Annotated in this window: 25 protein-coding genes and 1 pseudogene; all 26 read left to right on the forward strand. The window is 29.5% G+C overall.

Features of this window, described 5'->3' with window-relative positions:
* Nucleotides 1–4 precede the first annotated feature (4 nt).
* The 26 genes and pseudogenes from ABID96_RS10700 to ABID96_RS10825 all read left to right on the forward strand — a co-directional run bounded on the left by ABID96_RS10700 (nucleotide 5) and on the right by ABID96_RS10825 (nucleotide 15,920).
* A complete protein-coding gene (locus ABID96_RS10700) occupies nucleotides 5–196 on the forward strand; it encodes a hypothetical protein (protein WP_192604577.1) in 192 nt (63 codons plus the stop codon).
* 332 nt (nucleotides 197–528) lie between these two features.
* The gene (locus ABID96_RS10705) at nucleotides 529–987 is read left to right on the forward strand and encodes a hypothetical protein (RefSeq protein WP_192604576.1); all 459 of its coding nucleotides are present in this window, start codon (nucleotides 529–531) and stop codon (nucleotides 985–987) included.
* Nucleotides 988–1,121: 134 nt separating this feature from the next.
* On the forward strand, nucleotides 1,122–1,400 hold the full coding sequence (locus ABID96_RS10710; protein WP_192604575.1) for a hypothetical protein: 279 nt from the start codon (nucleotides 1,122–1,124) through the stop codon (nucleotides 1,398–1,400).
* Nucleotides 1,401–1,533: 133 nt separating this feature from the next.
* Nucleotides 1,534–1,785 (forward strand): hypothetical protein, encoded by a 252-nt coding sequence (locus tag ABID96_RS10715; RefSeq protein ID WP_192604574.1) that lies wholly within the window; start codon nucleotides 1,534–1,536, stop codon nucleotides 1,783–1,785.
* A gap of 176 nt (nucleotides 1,786–1,961) precedes the next feature.
* Nucleotides 1,962–2,369, forward strand: a complete 408-nt coding sequence (locus tag ABID96_RS10720; RefSeq protein WP_192604579.1) for an NUDIX hydrolase — start codon at nucleotides 1,962–1,964, stop codon at nucleotides 2,367–2,369.
* Nucleotides 2,370–2,534: 165 nt separating this feature from the next.
* Nucleotides 2,535–3,281, forward strand: a complete 747-nt coding sequence (locus tag ABID96_RS10725; RefSeq protein WP_192604573.1) for a hypothetical protein — start codon at nucleotides 2,535–2,537, stop codon at nucleotides 3,279–3,281.
* Nucleotides 3,282–3,369: 88 nt separating this feature from the next.
* The gene (locus ABID96_RS10730) at nucleotides 3,370–3,672 is read left to right on the forward strand and encodes a hypothetical protein (RefSeq protein ID WP_192604572.1); all 303 of its coding nucleotides are present in this window, start codon (nucleotides 3,370–3,372) and stop codon (nucleotides 3,670–3,672) included.
* A 219-nt stretch (nucleotides 3,673–3,891) separates the two neighbouring features.
* Nucleotides 3,892–4,959 (forward strand): undecaprenyldiphospho-muramoylpentapeptide beta-N-acetylglucosaminyltransferase, encoded by a 1,068-nt coding sequence (locus tag ABID96_RS10735; protein ID WP_192604571.1) that lies wholly within the window; start codon nucleotides 3,892–3,894, stop codon nucleotides 4,957–4,959.
* Between the two features lie 188 nt (nucleotides 4,960–5,147).
* Entirely contained in the window at nucleotides 5,148–5,531 is a 384-nt protein-coding gene (locus tag ABID96_RS10740; RefSeq protein WP_192604570.1) for a DUF5412 family protein, read from the forward strand.
* Nucleotides 5,532–5,660: 129 nt separating this feature from the next.
* Nucleotides 5,661–6,248: a histidine phosphatase family protein gene (locus ABID96_RS10745; protein WP_192604569.1), complete on the forward strand. Its 588-nt coding sequence runs from the start codon at nucleotides 5,661–5,663 to the stop codon at nucleotides 6,246–6,248.
* 204 nt (nucleotides 6,249–6,452) lie between these two features.
* A complete protein-coding gene (locus tag ABID96_RS10750) occupies nucleotides 6,453–7,211 on the forward strand; it encodes a GNAT family N-acetyltransferase (RefSeq protein WP_192604568.1) in 759 nt (252 codons plus the stop codon).
* Between the two features lie 168 nt (nucleotides 7,212–7,379).
* On the forward strand, nucleotides 7,380–7,679 hold the full coding sequence (locus ABID96_RS10755) for a TIGR04104 family putative zinc finger protein (protein WP_192604567.1): 300 nt from the start codon (nucleotides 7,380–7,382) through the stop codon (nucleotides 7,677–7,679).
* A gap of 160 nt (nucleotides 7,680–7,839) precedes the next feature.
* Nucleotides 7,840–7,995: a hypothetical protein gene (locus tag ABID96_RS10760; protein WP_192604566.1), complete on the forward strand. Its 156-nt coding sequence runs from the start codon at nucleotides 7,840–7,842 to the stop codon at nucleotides 7,993–7,995.
* A gap of 198 nt (nucleotides 7,996–8,193) precedes the next feature.
* Complete coding sequence (locus tag ABID96_RS10765; RefSeq protein WP_192604580.1) at nucleotides 8,194–8,343, forward strand: hypothetical protein; 150 nt, start codon at nucleotides 8,194–8,196, stop codon at nucleotides 8,341–8,343.
* Nucleotides 8,344–8,406: 63 nt separating this feature from the next.
* Nucleotides 8,407–8,775, forward strand: coding sequence for a hypothetical protein (locus ABID96_RS10770; RefSeq protein WP_192604565.1), 369 nt, complete (start codon nucleotides 8,407–8,409; stop codon nucleotides 8,773–8,775).
* A gap of 536 nt (nucleotides 8,776–9,311) precedes the next feature.
* Entirely contained in the window at nucleotides 9,312–9,701 is a 390-nt protein-coding gene (locus tag ABID96_RS10775; protein WP_192604564.1) for a DUF5412 family protein, read from the forward strand.
* Nucleotides 9,649–10,248, forward strand: coding sequence for a hypothetical protein (locus ABID96_RS10780; protein ID WP_192604563.1), 600 nt, complete (start codon nucleotides 9,649–9,651; stop codon nucleotides 10,246–10,248). Before ABID96_RS10775 ends, ABID96_RS10780 begins: the two co-directional genes overlap by 53 nt.
* Before the next feature lie 210 nt (nucleotides 10,249–10,458).
* On the forward strand, nucleotides 10,459–10,956 hold the full coding sequence (locus tag ABID96_RS10785; protein WP_192604561.1) for a VanZ family protein: 498 nt from the start codon (nucleotides 10,459–10,461) through the stop codon (nucleotides 10,954–10,956).
* 211 nt (nucleotides 10,957–11,167) lie between these two features.
* A complete protein-coding gene (locus ABID96_RS10790) occupies nucleotides 11,168–11,518 on the forward strand; it encodes a hypothetical protein (RefSeq protein WP_192604560.1) in 351 nt (116 codons plus the stop codon).
* A gap of 203 nt (nucleotides 11,519–11,721) precedes the next feature.
* Complete coding sequence (locus tag ABID96_RS10795; RefSeq protein WP_192604559.1) at nucleotides 11,722–12,189, forward strand: hypothetical protein; 468 nt, start codon at nucleotides 11,722–11,724, stop codon at nucleotides 12,187–12,189.
* A 159-nt stretch (nucleotides 12,190–12,348) separates the two neighbouring features.
* Nucleotides 12,349–12,555, forward strand: coding sequence for a hypothetical protein (locus tag ABID96_RS10800; RefSeq protein ID WP_192604558.1), 207 nt, complete (start codon nucleotides 12,349–12,351; stop codon nucleotides 12,553–12,555).
* A 186-nt stretch (nucleotides 12,556–12,741) separates the two neighbouring features.
* Nucleotides 12,742–13,262, forward strand: a pseudogene (locus tag ABID96_RS10805) (DUF2199 domain-containing protein).
* A 140-nt stretch (nucleotides 13,263–13,402) separates the two neighbouring features.
* On the forward strand, nucleotides 13,403–13,828 hold the full coding sequence (locus ABID96_RS10810; RefSeq protein WP_192604381.1) for a hypothetical protein: 426 nt from the start codon (nucleotides 13,403–13,405) through the stop codon (nucleotides 13,826–13,828).
* 97 nt (nucleotides 13,829–13,925) lie between these two features.
* Complete coding sequence (locus ABID96_RS10815) at nucleotides 13,926–14,216, forward strand: cyclic-phosphate processing receiver domain-containing protein (protein WP_377896855.1); 291 nt, start codon at nucleotides 13,926–13,928, stop codon at nucleotides 14,214–14,216.
* A gap of 223 nt (nucleotides 14,217–14,439) precedes the next feature.
* On the forward strand, nucleotides 14,440–15,003 hold the full coding sequence (locus tag ABID96_RS10820; protein WP_192604382.1) for a hypothetical protein: 564 nt from the start codon (nucleotides 14,440–14,442) through the stop codon (nucleotides 15,001–15,003).
* A 437-nt stretch (nucleotides 15,004–15,440) separates the two neighbouring features.
* Nucleotides 15,441–15,920, forward strand: a complete 480-nt coding sequence (locus ABID96_RS10825) for a DUF4304 domain-containing protein (RefSeq protein WP_192604383.1) — start codon at nucleotides 15,441–15,443, stop codon at nucleotides 15,918–15,920.
* The last annotated feature ends 116 nt before the right edge of the window (nucleotides 15,921–16,036 follow it).

The raw sequence follows: 16,036 nt of genomic DNA on the forward strand, positions 1-16,036 counted from the left end.
CATCATGTTTGTATATATAGAACTGTTTGTAACAGTAGTTATAATCCTATTATTAACATTTTTCTTCTACTTTTCTTATAAAATTATAAGAGGAAAAAAGACAATTAATTCTTGGATTACATTGATTGGATTATCTGCGTTTATCTATATTATTATTTGGCAGGTGTTAATTGAACTTGGAGTTGTTCGACCATGAGAATGTTATTGAACTAACTGGCGCGTTAATTGAAATACAAGAGGCTACTTTGGTAGCCTTTTTAATATGTAAAATGGATAAACGATTATGGTTTTAAATTAAAAAAATCATTAATTTACTCGATATATAATTAAAAGGAATTTTACTATTGTGAATAAAAGCGTTGAGAGCGTTGAGATAATTCCGGTTTGAATGCAAAGTTATTAACTATTCAGGAAAATGAATACAGAAAGGATAAATGAAATTAAATGAAAAAAAATAAATCACTATTGATAGTCATCATTTCATCTAGTGTATAATTAATAATTTCTCCCTTCTTACCAGGGACTATTATGTACTACACTTCACTTTGGGAGAACAAAGTAGATGATTTTGATACTTATAAAGACGATTTCCAGACTGTAGCGAACGTGGCTTATCGTGAATTTAACAAAGGTCAAATGATGAAATCTTATATAAAGGTAAATGAGAATCCTGATGGAACAGTCTATTTAGAGTATATATATGTGAACACTGAAGATTACGTTGAAGTAAAGATGAGCCAAAAAGAGCAAGAATCTCTGGAGAATATTGTAGCAAATGCTTTTCATCAAAGTGATGGTAGGTGGTTATCCTTAATAAGAGTTTATAAAAACCAAGTACAATTTGAAATCGAAAATGGTCGATATTCATTGGTATACAGAAAAGATAGGTATAAACCTAAATATTTAACAAAATCGTATACAAAAAGAACCTTTAAGATAAAGAAAATATCAGATCACTGGTATCATGCAAGGGTCGTAGAGGATTAAAAGCCGATTTGATTTCTCTCTTTAGCCAAAAATTAAATGATTTTCCTATTGAACTAACTGGCGCATTAGTTGGATTATATTAGGAATATATTTTGTTCATTATTAATTACAGTTATAAGAAATAGAGGGGAAATATGAAACCTGAGAGGCTTAATGAATATATAATTTCATCAGAAGAAGTATTAGATACTGAAGCCATTAAAGAAGTAAGGCATTATTATAATCAAGGTGAATACGAAATGGCTTTTGAAGGTTTACTTATTGAACTTATACAGATTAGAAAATATCCAAAAGGATTCATATTTCACGATTGGAAAGGGCTCGGTGAAGTATACAACCTAAATAATGAATCTGTATTTGATGCATCTATTTGGTCGAAGTTTTTGAAGTGGGGTAATGATTATTTTAATTAAGGGTTATTGAACTAACTGGCGCAATAGTAGTAAATGATCATTATACGATCATCCTCTATTTTGCTAAATAGCAGGATTATTGAACAGGGGCATATAATTATAGATAAACAATAAATAGACAGGATGTGAATAAATGGAACAAGCTGGTTTCTATTGGGTAGGACTTGTCTTTTGGGGATTAATTGGTACTGGATTGTTTCTTTTGGCATTGGGGCTTTGGAAAAAATCTTGGAAGTCTTTTCTAGTGAGTGGAATGGCGTTATTTCTTCCAATGTTATATTTCGGTGGTGCGAATAATTGGTTTAGATTACTTGCGCTTCTCCCTGTAATTCCTTTCGCACTAGCTTTTTACACAAAAAAAGAATTTAAGAATACTAAATATTGAGTGGAGTATTATTCAACTAACTGCGCAATAGCTTAGTAACTTGATCGACTTTGTAGTCGATTTTTTAATTACACAAATAGAAGAATAGTTGAACAACAATGATAGGAAATTAAAAATTTAGGATGAAATAAATAAGAATCTATGGTTTTAAATTATCCATAAAGGCGGTGGGCAAAATTTCTAATCCTAAACATTCTTTATCTGCTGGTGCAGTTGTCTTAAATGAAGAAGGTAAAATCTTGCTAATTAAAGGTCCTCGTAGAGGGTGGGAATTTCCAGGTGGGCTAATCGAAATCGGTGAAACTATTCATGATGGCGTTATTAGAGAAGTAAAAGAAGAAACTGGGATTGATATCGAAGTAATCAAGTTTTGTGGTATTTATCATAATTTAAAATCGAATGTTTGCGCGACATGTTGGTTAGGGAAAGCAATCGGTGGAGAAATGCAAACTAGTAGTGAGAGTTTAGAGGTAGGTTTCTTTACACTAGAAGAGGCATTAGAAATGATCACATGGTCAAATTTCAAAGAAAGAATTCTAAAAATACTAAATGAAGATGAACACCCTTTTTATGTCGCGTTTTAATAAATTTTATGCAACTAACTGGCGCTTTAGTTGAACAACGTTAGACTGCTTCGGTAGTCTAATTTTTATTATCCTAAATGACTTTAGTTGAATAAGGAATGTTATAATTTAATTAAATTGTTTAAATGAATTATAGAGAGCTATATATGGGGTAGAGGAAAGTAAATGAAAAAAAGATTAGTAAAATATTCCTTAGTTGTCACACTCTTTTTAATCTCAATTGGAGTATATGGATGGTACCGCTATGTGAATCGAGATGTAATTACAGTTGGGGACTTCAAAACGGAAAAAGAAACAATGCTAGTTAATAATTATGGGTATCAACATGAATCGAGTGTTATAGTAAAAAATCCTACTGTTTCAAGTGAGGAGTCTTGTAAAATTCTGAAAGGTAAGGATTTCTATACAGAATTAAATAAGTTTCGTTCTTATTTACAGAATAATGGTGCAAAATTCGATGATACGATCTTAACAGGTAATTATGAACTTACAACACGTTCATTTACTATCGAGATTGGATTTAGAGAAGATGAACAAGCATATTACTACATATGGTTTTACTTTGATCCTAACAATCGATTAACAGCTATCACTACTAATGGAATGGTAGGTATGGGTGTGGGTGAGAGAATCGAGCGTGAACGAGAAATTCGTGGATATGAAACAATTGACTATTATAATTTTGAAACTAAAAATGAAGGGGAAGCATTGAGTTTTTCATTACAAACGGATGAGTTTTTCAATTATTTGTCTAAGTATTCAAATGAAACACCGTTTCAATTTGTTTCCTTTATGAAGAAAGAGTTGAAACCTAAATCAAAAGCTAGCAAGGGATTTAGGTTACGGTTTTGGGAACCTTTATTTTTTATTGATTCTAGCGTTTTGGAGTCAAAATCAAATGAAGAACTTTGATTATCCGCTATTCAAGATATATTTCTTATTGAACTAACTGGCGCGTTAGCTCAATAAAAACTAAGGCAAAAGAAATAAGGTGGAAATAATGCTAGATACTAACCAAGTAAGAAAACTAATAGAAGAACGTTCTAACCATGATATGAATGATCCTAAAATATACGAATATTGGGATAGAATAACAGAATTACTTAGTATTAATGTGATTGAAACAATCAACTATCTTAATAGTTGTTCGGAAAAAGAAATTTATTGGATTAGTGAAATTTTTGAAGACATTTCAGCTAAAGTGAGTAGCATTGATTATATAGAATGCTTAAAGAAATTAGATAAGAAATATCCAAATCTAATGTTATCAAAAGATATTAAGATTGCTGAAGAATGGATGTAGGTTAATTAGATATTGCTTATGCAACTAACTGGCGCTATAGTTGAAGAAATTATTTAAGAGTCGAAAGTGATCGACTCTTTTTTTGTATTTAGCTATTTTTTAGCTTTGTATTTAAAATAGAATCATAAATGTTTTTAAAATTCTTTATATATAAGTATTAAAACCGTATGATTTTATTAGTTAATGATTTTATATAAAGTAAGGAGATATTCAAACCATATGTCTAAAAAAACGATTGTTTTTACTGGTGGAGGTTCGGCTGGACATGTTACACCCAATATTGCAATTATTAACGAGTTAAATAAAAATGATTGGGAAATTAAGTATATAGGCTCTAAAAAAGGAATTGAAAAAGAACTTATAAAAAAGTTGGAAATACCTTATTTTGGAATATCTAGCGGAAAATTAAGACGTTATATTGATATTGAAAATGTAATTGACCTATTTAGAGTAATTAAAGGCTGCGTAGATGCGAGGAGAGTTTTAAAAAAATTAAATCCAAATTTACTATTTTCAAAAGGTGGTTTCGTATCTGTTCCAGTAATAATTGCAGCAAGTTCACTTAAAATCCCAATATTTATTCATGAAAGTGATATGACTCCTGGTCTAGCAAATAAAATTTCACAACGTTTTGCTACAAAGATTTTTACATCATTTGAAGAAGCAAGAAATCATTTTCCAAAAAGCAAAACAACAGTAATTGGTTCACCTATTAGAAAAGAATTATTAAATGGGTCTAAGGAACAAGGAATTGAATTTCTAAATTTTAATAGTTTCAAACCAATTATCACAATCATGGGTGGGAGCTTAGGTGCTAAGAAAATAAATGAAACAGTAAGAAATTCATTAAATGAACTAACGAAGAATTATCAAATCGTACATCTATGTGGTAAAGGCAATATTGATGGTAGTTTACTTGGTAGACAAAGCTATGCTCAGTTTGAATATGTACATGAAGAATTAGCAGATATTATAGCTGCATCTAGTATGATAATAACTAGAGGTGGCTCAAATGCCATTTTTGAATTCTTAGCATTGAATAAGCCTATGTTGATTATTCCTCTTACTAAAAATCAAAGTAGAGGGGATCAAATATTAAATGCTAAATCATTTGAAGAAAAAGGTTTTGCTATGATGCTAGAGGAAGAAAATTTAACAGACAACTCACTTCTTAATGCACTCGAAACACTAACAAGAAATCGCGAAATGTTTATCACTACAATGAAAAAATCAAATCAAAGTAAAGCTCTAGATGTGTTAATCACTGAAATTAACAAAATAAAATAGCTTTAGAATTAATATAATTTGCTTCTTCAACTAACTGGCGCGTTAGTTGAGTGACAAAGCAGCAAATGGCTGCTTTTTTATTTATGTATTTGTCAGTTTAATAAATAATTTACAAAAGAAGGAAAAATTTCCCTTCAGTTAGAAATGAATATACTTGGAATAAATTTTTATAGGGAGAATTTTTAATTATGATAAAACGAAAAGTTGTCATATACACTATAATTGCAATTTCTATATGCATCAGTGCTTTTTATTTTTTTAGCACTAATCAGACAAACTCCATTACTGCATTGGAAGATGTCAATGTCAAAAATCTTGATGTAATTCAACAACTTGAATCTCCAGACGAGAAACATAAACTAACTATTTATTTAACTGGTGGAGTATTTATGAAGTCTGATTATAGTTATATTGGTCAATTGAGTTCTAAAGATAAGAAGGAAAAAGAAAAGTTCATATTGTGGTTACCTGGCGAACCTTTTATTATTAAATGGATCAATAATAAAGAAATATTGGTGAATCAGAAACAAATAAATATCAACAGTGAAAACTATGATTTTAGAAATATGTAAAGTCTTATACAAATAACGATCAGAGTTAGTTGTATATGAAATAGGGGCTGATCATCATTCAGCTCCTATTTTCAGTGTCTGGTAGTATAGTTGAAGAAGATACCAGAAATTTTGGGAGGAAAATAGTTTATGAACACGTTTATTTATATGGTGAGACACGGTGATTCGCCAAAAGAGGGAAATGAAAGAACAAGAGGATTATCTGAGAAAGGGCATTTAGATGCTCAAAAAGTAACTGAGATATTGAAAGATGAAGAAATAGATGCTGTTGTTTCGAGTCCATACATTCGTTCAATTTTAACTGTTGAACAATTAGCTCAACAAATTGGACAAGATGTTTTAGTGTTTGAAGATTTAAGGGAGAGAAAATTTACTTCTGAAGACAAGCGTATTTCTGATAACGAATTGGATCCATTGTTGGAAAAATCTTTTTCAGGTCCTAATTTTGCGTTAGAAGGTGGAGAATCTAATGCCGATTGCCAAAAAAGAGCTGTAAAAGTTTTAAAAGAACTATTAAATAACTATAAGAGTAAGAAAGTAGTTGTAGGTACACATGGTGCTGTTATGACTTTAATGATGAGATATTACAATAGCGACTATGACTTAAACTTCTTATATAGCACATCTAAACCAGATATTTATAGAATGGAATTCAACGATCAAGAATTAGTGAGTGTTCACAGGTTATGGGCTGCGAATAAAGGAGTTATCCAATAAAGTATGCTCAATAATTCATGGATTTTTATATTTACCTTATGCAACTAACTGGCGCGTTAGTTCAACAAGATCACGAGTCGCAAATGCGGCTTTTTTTATTCGACTAAATGGCAGGAAGGTTAAATAAGAAGGACTATTTATAGTCATATAGAATAACTAAAAGGCTACGGAGTTAATTTGAGAGATTATATGGAGATGAACTAAATGGATGAAATTTTAAAAGTCGATATGCTGAATAGTGACTTGTTTAAGATAATAAACGGTGCGCCTGAACATATAAACATTGAAGAGAAGGAAACAGTGAATAACAATAAAAACTCTGAAATTGAATTGAAAAATTTAATTAATCTCAGTATTAAAAGGCAAGTTAATCGGATTGGTGTTTTAATTAACAAATCTTCAAAACATTATTTGAATTATTCTAAGCTATTACTTAATCTTGGATTTGAACGATATGCTTCTAAAGTTGAAGTATTAAGATCATTGCAAGATATCAGTGAGGAAAATTCTAAGTATGAATGGCGCTCCATCGGAAACAAAACCCTTTCTGAAGATGAATTCAAAATGCTATGGAAACAATGTATGAGTGGTTCTGAGAATAGGACATCTTCACTCTCAATGGAGGAACATCTAGATTCTGTAAAAAGCCTATTGGGGTCAAATTGGAAAAATTCTTGTATAGCTATATACGAGCGAAATAAACCCATTGGCATATCTATTCCTCATATAGAGCCTGGAACAATAGACGAGGGTAGATTATATTATTTTGGTCTATTACCTCAAGAGAGGGGTAAAGGTAGGAGTGTTCAATTTCACTATCATTCTTTGTGGGTTTTAAGAAAAATGGGTGCGACCTTTTATATAGGAAGCACACATGAGACAAATATTAAAATGCAAAATGTGTTTTATAAAAATAATTGTTCAATTAAGTCACATACTGAATCATATTATAAATATTTATAATAAGACAAAGAAAAGCCTTATTGAACTAACTGGCGCTTTAGTTAAATAAAACGAGTTACTTAAGGTACCTCGTTTTTTAATGAGAAACAAACAGTATAGTCTAATAAAAAACAATGATAAACTTAATAAAGATTAACCTAATAATACATAGTAGAGGGATAATGTTTTATGCAAAAATTTATATGTGATGAATGCCAAGAAGTAATTCCCCAAAAAAATATTTATAAAGCATTGTTTACTAAAGAATTGACTTTATCTTGTCCTAATTGTATAGCAAAATTTAAAGTTAAAGAAAGATCTGTTTGGATAACTGGATTCATGTTACTTCTCGTATCAAGTTTAAGTGGAAGTATTTTAAATCATATTTTGAATGTAGATTTTATAACTTACTTGATTGCAATGCCTTTGATATTTGTTTTTATGGTAATTTGTTCAACGTTCTTTGTGTATTTTAAAAAAATTTCTTAGTAAATTAGATATAATTTTAATTCTTTATTAAACTCACTGGCGCGTTAGTTCTATAGATCATGAGTCGCTTACGGATTATTATGATATAATTTGCATAAAAGGAATACCAATAATTCAAAACGAATTAATAAATTTATATTAATTTGTGGAGGGAATAATAATGTTTTTATATATTTTTTTAATAGCATTGGTTGTTGTTAGTTTTGGTTATCTTCTTATTGATTTAATAAAAAGAGTAAAGTCTTACTTTAAAAAACAAGAAGAACAGTTAGATAAAATAATTGAACTCCTTCAAAATAAAGATCAAAACATTTAATCATTTTAATTTTGTAGCAATTCAACTAACGGATGCATTAGTTGAAGATCAATAGCAGCCATGGGCTGCTTTTATTTATGTATAAGGCAGATTAGTAGCACAAGGAAAAGGGATTTTTGGAATTCTATGGAATATAAATAGGGTGATTAACAATGAGAGAATTAAGGAAATATTTTTTTATTTTAAAGGAGATTTCTCATGAAAATAGGAGACAAACAAAGAGAAATTCAATCAAAATATAGAAAAACCATGCGTGAAAAGAAAGAAAAACCAGATAAAAATGGGATTATTTTTGTTGTCATATTGATGTTGTTGTTTATATGTAATTTATTATTTAAAGGCTTTTAACAATAATGAAGCTAATGCATGCTTTAGTTCAAAAACTTAATCTACGATTTTGAGGGAATTATTATGCTAAAATTTATTAATGGGGTTCTATTAGTTTTTTCAATATTATTTTTTCAAGGTTGCACCAATCTTGATGAAAAAAATGTAGAAAAAATATCAATGAATGAACCTAAATATTACGCAAATATAAATGAACAAGGAAGCTCTCGAAACTGGGAAGTTTCTATTTACTCTGATGAAATTGAAAAATTAATGAAAGTAAAAATACAATATATTGGTAGTGATAAGGAATTAACAAACGTAAGTATAAAAAGTGTTGGTTTTAAAGTATTGCATCCAACAGTGGAAAACAGTAATGAACCAGTATATTTCGAAGAATTCCATTTATTGAAAGAAAACCCATTTGAATTTCGTTGGTATGATTTAGATTAAATCATTTGTGATGAAATAAATTGATAGCAAACATATTTAAGGTTGATAGGGGAGTATATGAATAATATCTTTTCGTTTAAGTTGGTTGTAATACTTCAGATTCTCATAGTAGGTACCTTGTTTTTATTTAACTATTTAAGTCCTAATTTTAAATATTCATATAACATTTACATAAGCATAATTGGAAGCTTTCCAATATTTGTTTACTTAACAAAAAGAGGTTCAAAATATAATTGGCAGATTTTAATTCTTAGTATTTTAGGGACGGTATTAACATTAACTGTATTACCTGTGGTTATTGTTATTGTATTATTTTTTTTATATTAAGAAGATTTTTATGTATTTAAAAGTTAGCTAATACAACTAACGAGCTGCTTATATGCAGCTTTTTTAATTGGTGTAACTAGGAGATTAGTTGAATAAGGATATGTAATAAAAAACAGAATTAATTAGTTTCAACAGCAGGAAAAAATTCCCTTTTTGTTGAAGTGTAATATCTTAGTTGTTAAATATTACAGGGAGATAAATTACATAACATGAAAAAAGAAAAAATAATTTTATACTCAATTATTTCAATTGTAGTTTCTGCTTGTATCGGTTTTGTTTATTTTTTCAATTCAAAACAAACAAATTCTATTAGCGATTTGAAAAACGTAAATGTTGCAAAACTTGATAAAATAGAAGAACTTGAATCTCCTAACAAAAAACAGAAACTAACAATATACTTAGCTGGGGGCGTATTATTAAAGTCGGACTATAGTTATATTGGTCAATTAACCTCAAAAGATAATAAGAAAAAAGGTAAATTTATATTGTGGTTATCTTCAGAACCTTACAATGTTCGTTGGATCAATAATAAAGAGATTTTGGTTAATGAAAAACAAATTAATATTAATAGTGAAATTTATGATTTTAGAAACATGTAAGTTCATGGTTAAAATAAATCGAATTGTTTTATGTATTTTGTTGGTAGCTTTATTTTTGTCAGGATGTAGTTCAGCAAGTCGAGTAGAAGTAATGAAAGAAGTTAAAACAACAGATTTATCTAATGAAAATATTGATGATATAAAACTAAGTATGCATTTTAAAGATAAAAGTTTTGTTGATCGTTATGGACAATTCGAAGCTCACCCTGATAATAAACAATATACAAGGAATTACGACCAATATTGGAATGAAGATATTATTATGAGTGTTGAAAGAGAAACAGGTGAAATTTTACAAGTTACGACTTTACAAGATAATGTTCATTCTTCAACTGATAAAGGAATTAGAAGTGGAACAACAATTAAAAATGTAATATCAACATATGGCGAAAATTACTATAAAGATGAAGACCAAGAACAATCAATTTATGTGATTGGTTATGTAGACCAAAAAAAAAATTTGGATCTTGCATTTACACACCTTAATGGGAAAGTTATAAGTATTAGTTTAAGCTATGCTTTTGATAGGTTGAAATGGGAAAAGTAATTTCACATCAAAAAATCCAGCAAATGAATAACATAAAACAAAAAAGTTTATTCCATATTGAACTAACTGGCGCGTTAGTTAAACAACAATGGCTGCTTCGGCAGTCTTTTTTAATTGGACAAACGGGCAGATCGAATAAGGAATAAAACAATATTGGTAAATTATGTTATATTTGGTGAGTGGTTAATAATTATTTGGAGTCGTGGTTCAATGAAATTATTTATGAAAATTGTCTTAACTTTAGCATTTTGTCTTTATCTTGTAATCCTTACAAATCAAATACTATTTAAATATGTTTCTCCATCAGAAATAATCAGTCATTTTAATTTTAACAATAATGATAATCGTTGGCATGGACATAATTTTATTCCTTTAAAAACTATTATTTATTATTTATTTTTAGCTGACATAAATTTAAATATAAGGATTACAAACTTAGTTGGAAACATTATAGGTTTTGTACCTTTTGGTTTCATCCTTCCAATACTATTGAAAAGGTTCAAAAATTTTAAAGTTATCGTAATTGCATCTTTTAGTTTAAGTTTAACTTATGAAGTAATTCAGCTATTATTTGACATTGGAAGTTTTGACATTGATGATTTAATTTTAAATACTTTTGGAGGGTTATTAGGTTATATACCAATTAAACTCATTCAATTAATAAATAATTCAAGGAAAAACCATCTAAAAATAACTACTGATTTATAAAAAAACATGATTAAACTTATTCAATTAACTGGCGCGTTAGTTACGTAACCTAAAGGAGCTGATTTAATGATCAGTTCCTTTTTCAATGATATGCGGTATAGTTCAATAGTGTATGATTGGGATATCAGTAATTAAAGTAAGAGTTTATTATGAACGACCAACCACTAGAGTTTTTTCGTGCAAAGTAAAATATCTGTTTGGAAGGAATAAATTGCAAGATTCATTAGAGGATAAATATATTAAAGGGGAATTAGAAATGAACTATATCAAACAGCTACTTATAGCTGTGTGTCTAAATGTTATAATCTTGTGGGGATTGACAGCCTTTTTCCCATATACAGGTCTAGGTAGAATCATAGCTTTCCCACTAATTTTTGTGATAAATATGATTATCGCTACGATGGGGTGTATAGTTACAAGATTTTTAAATGTGGTCCATAAAGGACTTGTATGGGCAATTATTGTAGTGTTAAGCATAATTGTCGCTATTTGGCTATTTCCGCAGGATTCTGGTATCTCTGTAATTGTTAAAATTATTGATTGGATAAAAGGGAATTTATAGGAAGTTTTAAATATATTTATGTAACTAACTGGCGCATTAGTTCATTAACATAAAGAGGATGATCATTAATTGATCATCCTCTTTGTCACTTTTTAGCATTTACTTGATGAAGGAAAGGACTATTAGCCTTTTTAATTGAATAGCTATAAGTAGACAAGATGTGTGATGGATTGTAAAGATTTCAAATTGAGAGGAGTTATTACATGTATAAATGGATAACTTTAACTATACTGTTTCTTATTATAAATATCACGGGTTGTTCATCAAATGATGGTATGAAAGGAGATAAGCCTCCAAAAGTCATGATTCAGATCGGTAAGCAAACTTATGAAACGAAGCTAGGGACTTATTGCTGGAATACAAAAAACAAAGGGAGATGCGTTGATACAGCTGGACCAGTTGAATTATTAAAAGATAAAAAACCTATTGAAGTGAGACCCGGCGTAGATGTCACTTTCGTGATGAATTATAATCCAAAACCAAATGAGATACATGTAACTCAGAAGAACAATAATACAGATGTTGAAGTCGTATTAGAAAAGAATCGTTTTACTGCGCCTACAAATAAAGGGATCTATTATTATTATTACGGAGTATGGTGGATGGATAAAAAGAAAGAACAAGTTTCAAACGGAGATGCCTTTTACGCCTTTGCTTTAGAGGTAAAATAGGACAGGAGTAAATGTTCCTTATGTAACTAACTGGCGCGTTAGTTGAACAACATGATCGGCTGTATGGCCGATTTTTTTATTGTGCAAAATGGCAATTTAGTTGAAAAAGGAATGATATAATCTATATAAATTAAGATGTTTTATTAAAGAGGTAATAATATGGAAATCGTATATATAGATAGGTACGTAGAAATATTTAAAAAAGCTAGTAAGTATTACTTGCGTACAGATTCTGGTGGTATGGTTAGTTGGTTAATTGAATTTGAGATAACCAAGGAAGATGTGGAAAAGATTCAAGCTAATCCCGAGGAGACATATCAAGTACTGTTAAAATATGATGGTAAAGGAAAACGTGTGACTGAGTAACTTTTAATCGTCTTTAGTGTGTTATTAAACTAACTGGCGCTTTAGTTAAACAATAAAAAGAGGAAGATCAATTTTCGATCATCCTCTTTTTTACTATATTGCAGACTAGTTCAACAAGGCGATACTTTATCAATAATAATAATTAGTTTAGTATTAATTTATTAAAAAGTATTTGGAGGCAATCCAATGAGTAAAGGTTTTGAATGCAAATATTGTGGAAAATTCCATGATGAGTTACCGATGAGTTATGGAAGCTCTGTACCTGATTATGTGTTTATGATATTCCAGAAGAAGAGCAAGAAAATCGTGTTGAGATGAACGATGATTTATGTATAATTGATGATAAATATTTTTTTATTCGTGGAAATATTGAAATTCCTGTTATAGATGCAGATCAAACATTTATTTGGGATGTTTGGGTATCATTAAGCGAAGAGAATTTTAATAAAACAACTGATTTTTGGGAGGATCCTCTTAGAGAAGAGAAGTTGGAACCAATGTTTGGATGGCTATCGACAGATATTACTTGTTATCCAGAAACAATAAATCTAAAAACAATGGTACATACTCGGACAGTTGGCTTGCGTCCAATTATTGAGTTAGAACCCACTAAACACCCACTAGCAGTAGAGCAAAGTAAAGGTATATCTGTGGAGCGAATTATACAAATCGCAAAAGAATTATGCCAATCAAAAGAACAAGACTAATCTTCCTTATCTAACTAACTGGCGCTTTAGTTGAATAAGCTCAGAGTCGCAAATGCGGCTTTTTTTATTAATTTTGGATGTTTAGCTCAATTAGAAAAGCTGATAAACTAAAAGAACTAATGTTAGAAAGGGTATGTGAAATGACTATAGTGAATTATCTTGGATGCAATTTTAAGGTGCCTTTTAGTGAGGAAGATAGCGATGATAAAATTTTGATTTATGAAGAATTCCAAGATGAAGCAGCTATTGAAAATGTAAAAAAGCACTTTTCAACTAAGTTTGTTTATCAATTTTTAACTGATAGTGGTTCAGGTATTTGGTTTAATAATAACTATATGAGAGAGTATCCAAAGAGCAATTCAGAATCACAACAAAGTTTCCAAGCGCTTTGTCAGTTTATATATTCTTATCTCAAAGAAGGAGATTATTGTGAGTTATATATATGTTGGTCTGGTGACGAGGAAGAGGATAGAAATTTCAAATTAGATCAAAGCATAATCTTAAATAAGTTTGATATCAATAAAATTCAAATTTACGAGAAAACATTATTTGTAATAAAAAAATAATTATGCAACTAACTGGCGCATTACTTCAATAGCAGGAAGTAATGCTTATTAATTGAATATGAATGGTATAGAGACAAGTTTTAAGAGGTGATTGAAAGTGCAAAAAGCGACGATAAATTTATACGTCGATGATTTAAGAGACTGTCCTGATGGGTATATCATAGCAAGAAACATAGAGGAAGCCATTTATTATCTAAGGAATTATAATGTTCATATTCTTTCTCTTGATCATGATTTAGGTGAGGACGGAGAAGGAAATTTACTACCAACAGGCTATGACCTTGTTAAGTATATTTGTGAAAATGGATTACGTGCCGAGAAAATATACCTTCATACTGATAATGGTGTTGGTAGACAAAATATGTTTCAAACACTTAAAGGTGCTTAAAAAAGAGGCTTCATAGATAATGATATTGAGATTTATCATTATTCAATTACGGTTAACAAATACACAAAGTGATTGAATGTTCTTATTCAACTAACTGGCGCGTTAGTTCAAAATCTAGAGTCGCAGATGTGGCTCTTTTTTTGTTTCACTATTTGGCAGTTTAGTACGATAAGAGGTTTATTACTACATAGGTTGAATATAGTTTATTGAGGAGGAGGAGTTTTTGAAAAAAACAATAATCTGCTTAGGTATTTTGTTATTTATAAGTATCGGAAGTAATGTTTATATTTATATAAAATTAAAACCTGAAGATATTTCTACACAATTAACACATATAAAACCAACCACTCATTTCTCTTATATAGCAACATTTAGTAAAGAAGATAAACGTAAATACTTAAATTTTTTAAGAGTCGGCAGTTCTAATGAATTAAAAGGATTGACTCCTACACAGATATTATTAATCTATTTTGATATGGTAGAAAAGGATAATATCAATGGTATATATAATTTAACATCTAAAGATGAAATGCTCCCTACGAGAGAGAATTTTGACAATGCATATACATCTACTAATGGTCCCTATAATAATTCAAAAATAGATGCATTAATATATCGAAACTATAATAAAACTGAAGAAACTTATGAGAATGATAAGGCAAGTGCGACAATAAGTATTAATACTGGTAAATATAGCACTGGCACAGCCTATAGTTTCAAAAGAAATCAAGATGGTATTTGGCAAATTGAATTGTCACATATGTTCGAAGTAAGTAAAAGTAACTAATACCTTATGTAACTAACTGGCGCGTTTAGTTGAACAACAAAAAGAGGATGATCACTATTCGATCATGCTCTTTTTGTTAAATGGCAGTTTGGTTTAATAAGGGATGTTATAATATTAGTAACAAATTTAATAGAAGAGGTCTATTTGAATTGATAATAAGGATTTTAGCATTTATAGCAATGGTTTACTTTGAATATGAATTTTTTGCTATGATAGCGGAATATTTTTACCCAAACTTACCATTAGAATTGTTACTTATAGTTCCCTTTATAATAGTAGTATTTGTAACTTATCTTAAGGTTTTTCCCGAAAAGAATAAGTATAAAAATTTCTAAATGAACTTCAACTAACTGGCGCGTTAGTTGCATATGTCTTGATTCATAGATATATTTTTAATGTATTATTTGTTCCTTGAATAATCATAAAGGAGAACTAAGATGGCAACGTATGAAAGAAAAATGATGGATAATTCTTTGAGAAATGTTGTAATTCCTTATTTAAGAGAACAAGGTTTTAAAGGATCGTTACCTCATTTTAGAAGAATGAATGAAACAAACATCGATTTAATTACTTTTCAATTTAATAAATGGGGTGGCTCATTTGTGGTCGAATTAACGAGCTGTTCAATTGAAGGGGTAACAACATCTTGGGGAGAGTATATTCCACCTAGCAAAGTTACAGCTCATGATATAAACAAGCGATTTAGATTAGGTGCAAAATCAATCAAGGATGATCCTTGGTTTGTGTTTGAGAACGCAAAATCAGAAGAAGAATTTGAAAAAGTTGCTACAACTGTATTAGAACTTTTAAATCTTACAGACCGTTCTTGGATTACTAATCAATTGAATAATAAGGGTGGTAACAATCCTTTTTTTAGTTCTCTTACAAGGATATTTAATAAGTCAAATAAAAAATGAGATTAATAATAATTATGTATCTATTCAACTAACTGGCGCGTTAGTTGAAGATCAATAAAGGCTGTTTTGCAGCCTTTTTATTATGGAAACTGGCAGTTTAGTGGAATAAGATTATG

Origin of the sequence: Gottfriedia sp. OAE603 (assembly GCF_040543965.1) — a bacterium.
In the GTDB taxonomy this organism is placed as follows: domain Bacteria; phylum Bacillota; class Bacilli; order Bacillales; family Bacillaceae_G; genus Gottfriedia; species Gottfriedia solisilvae.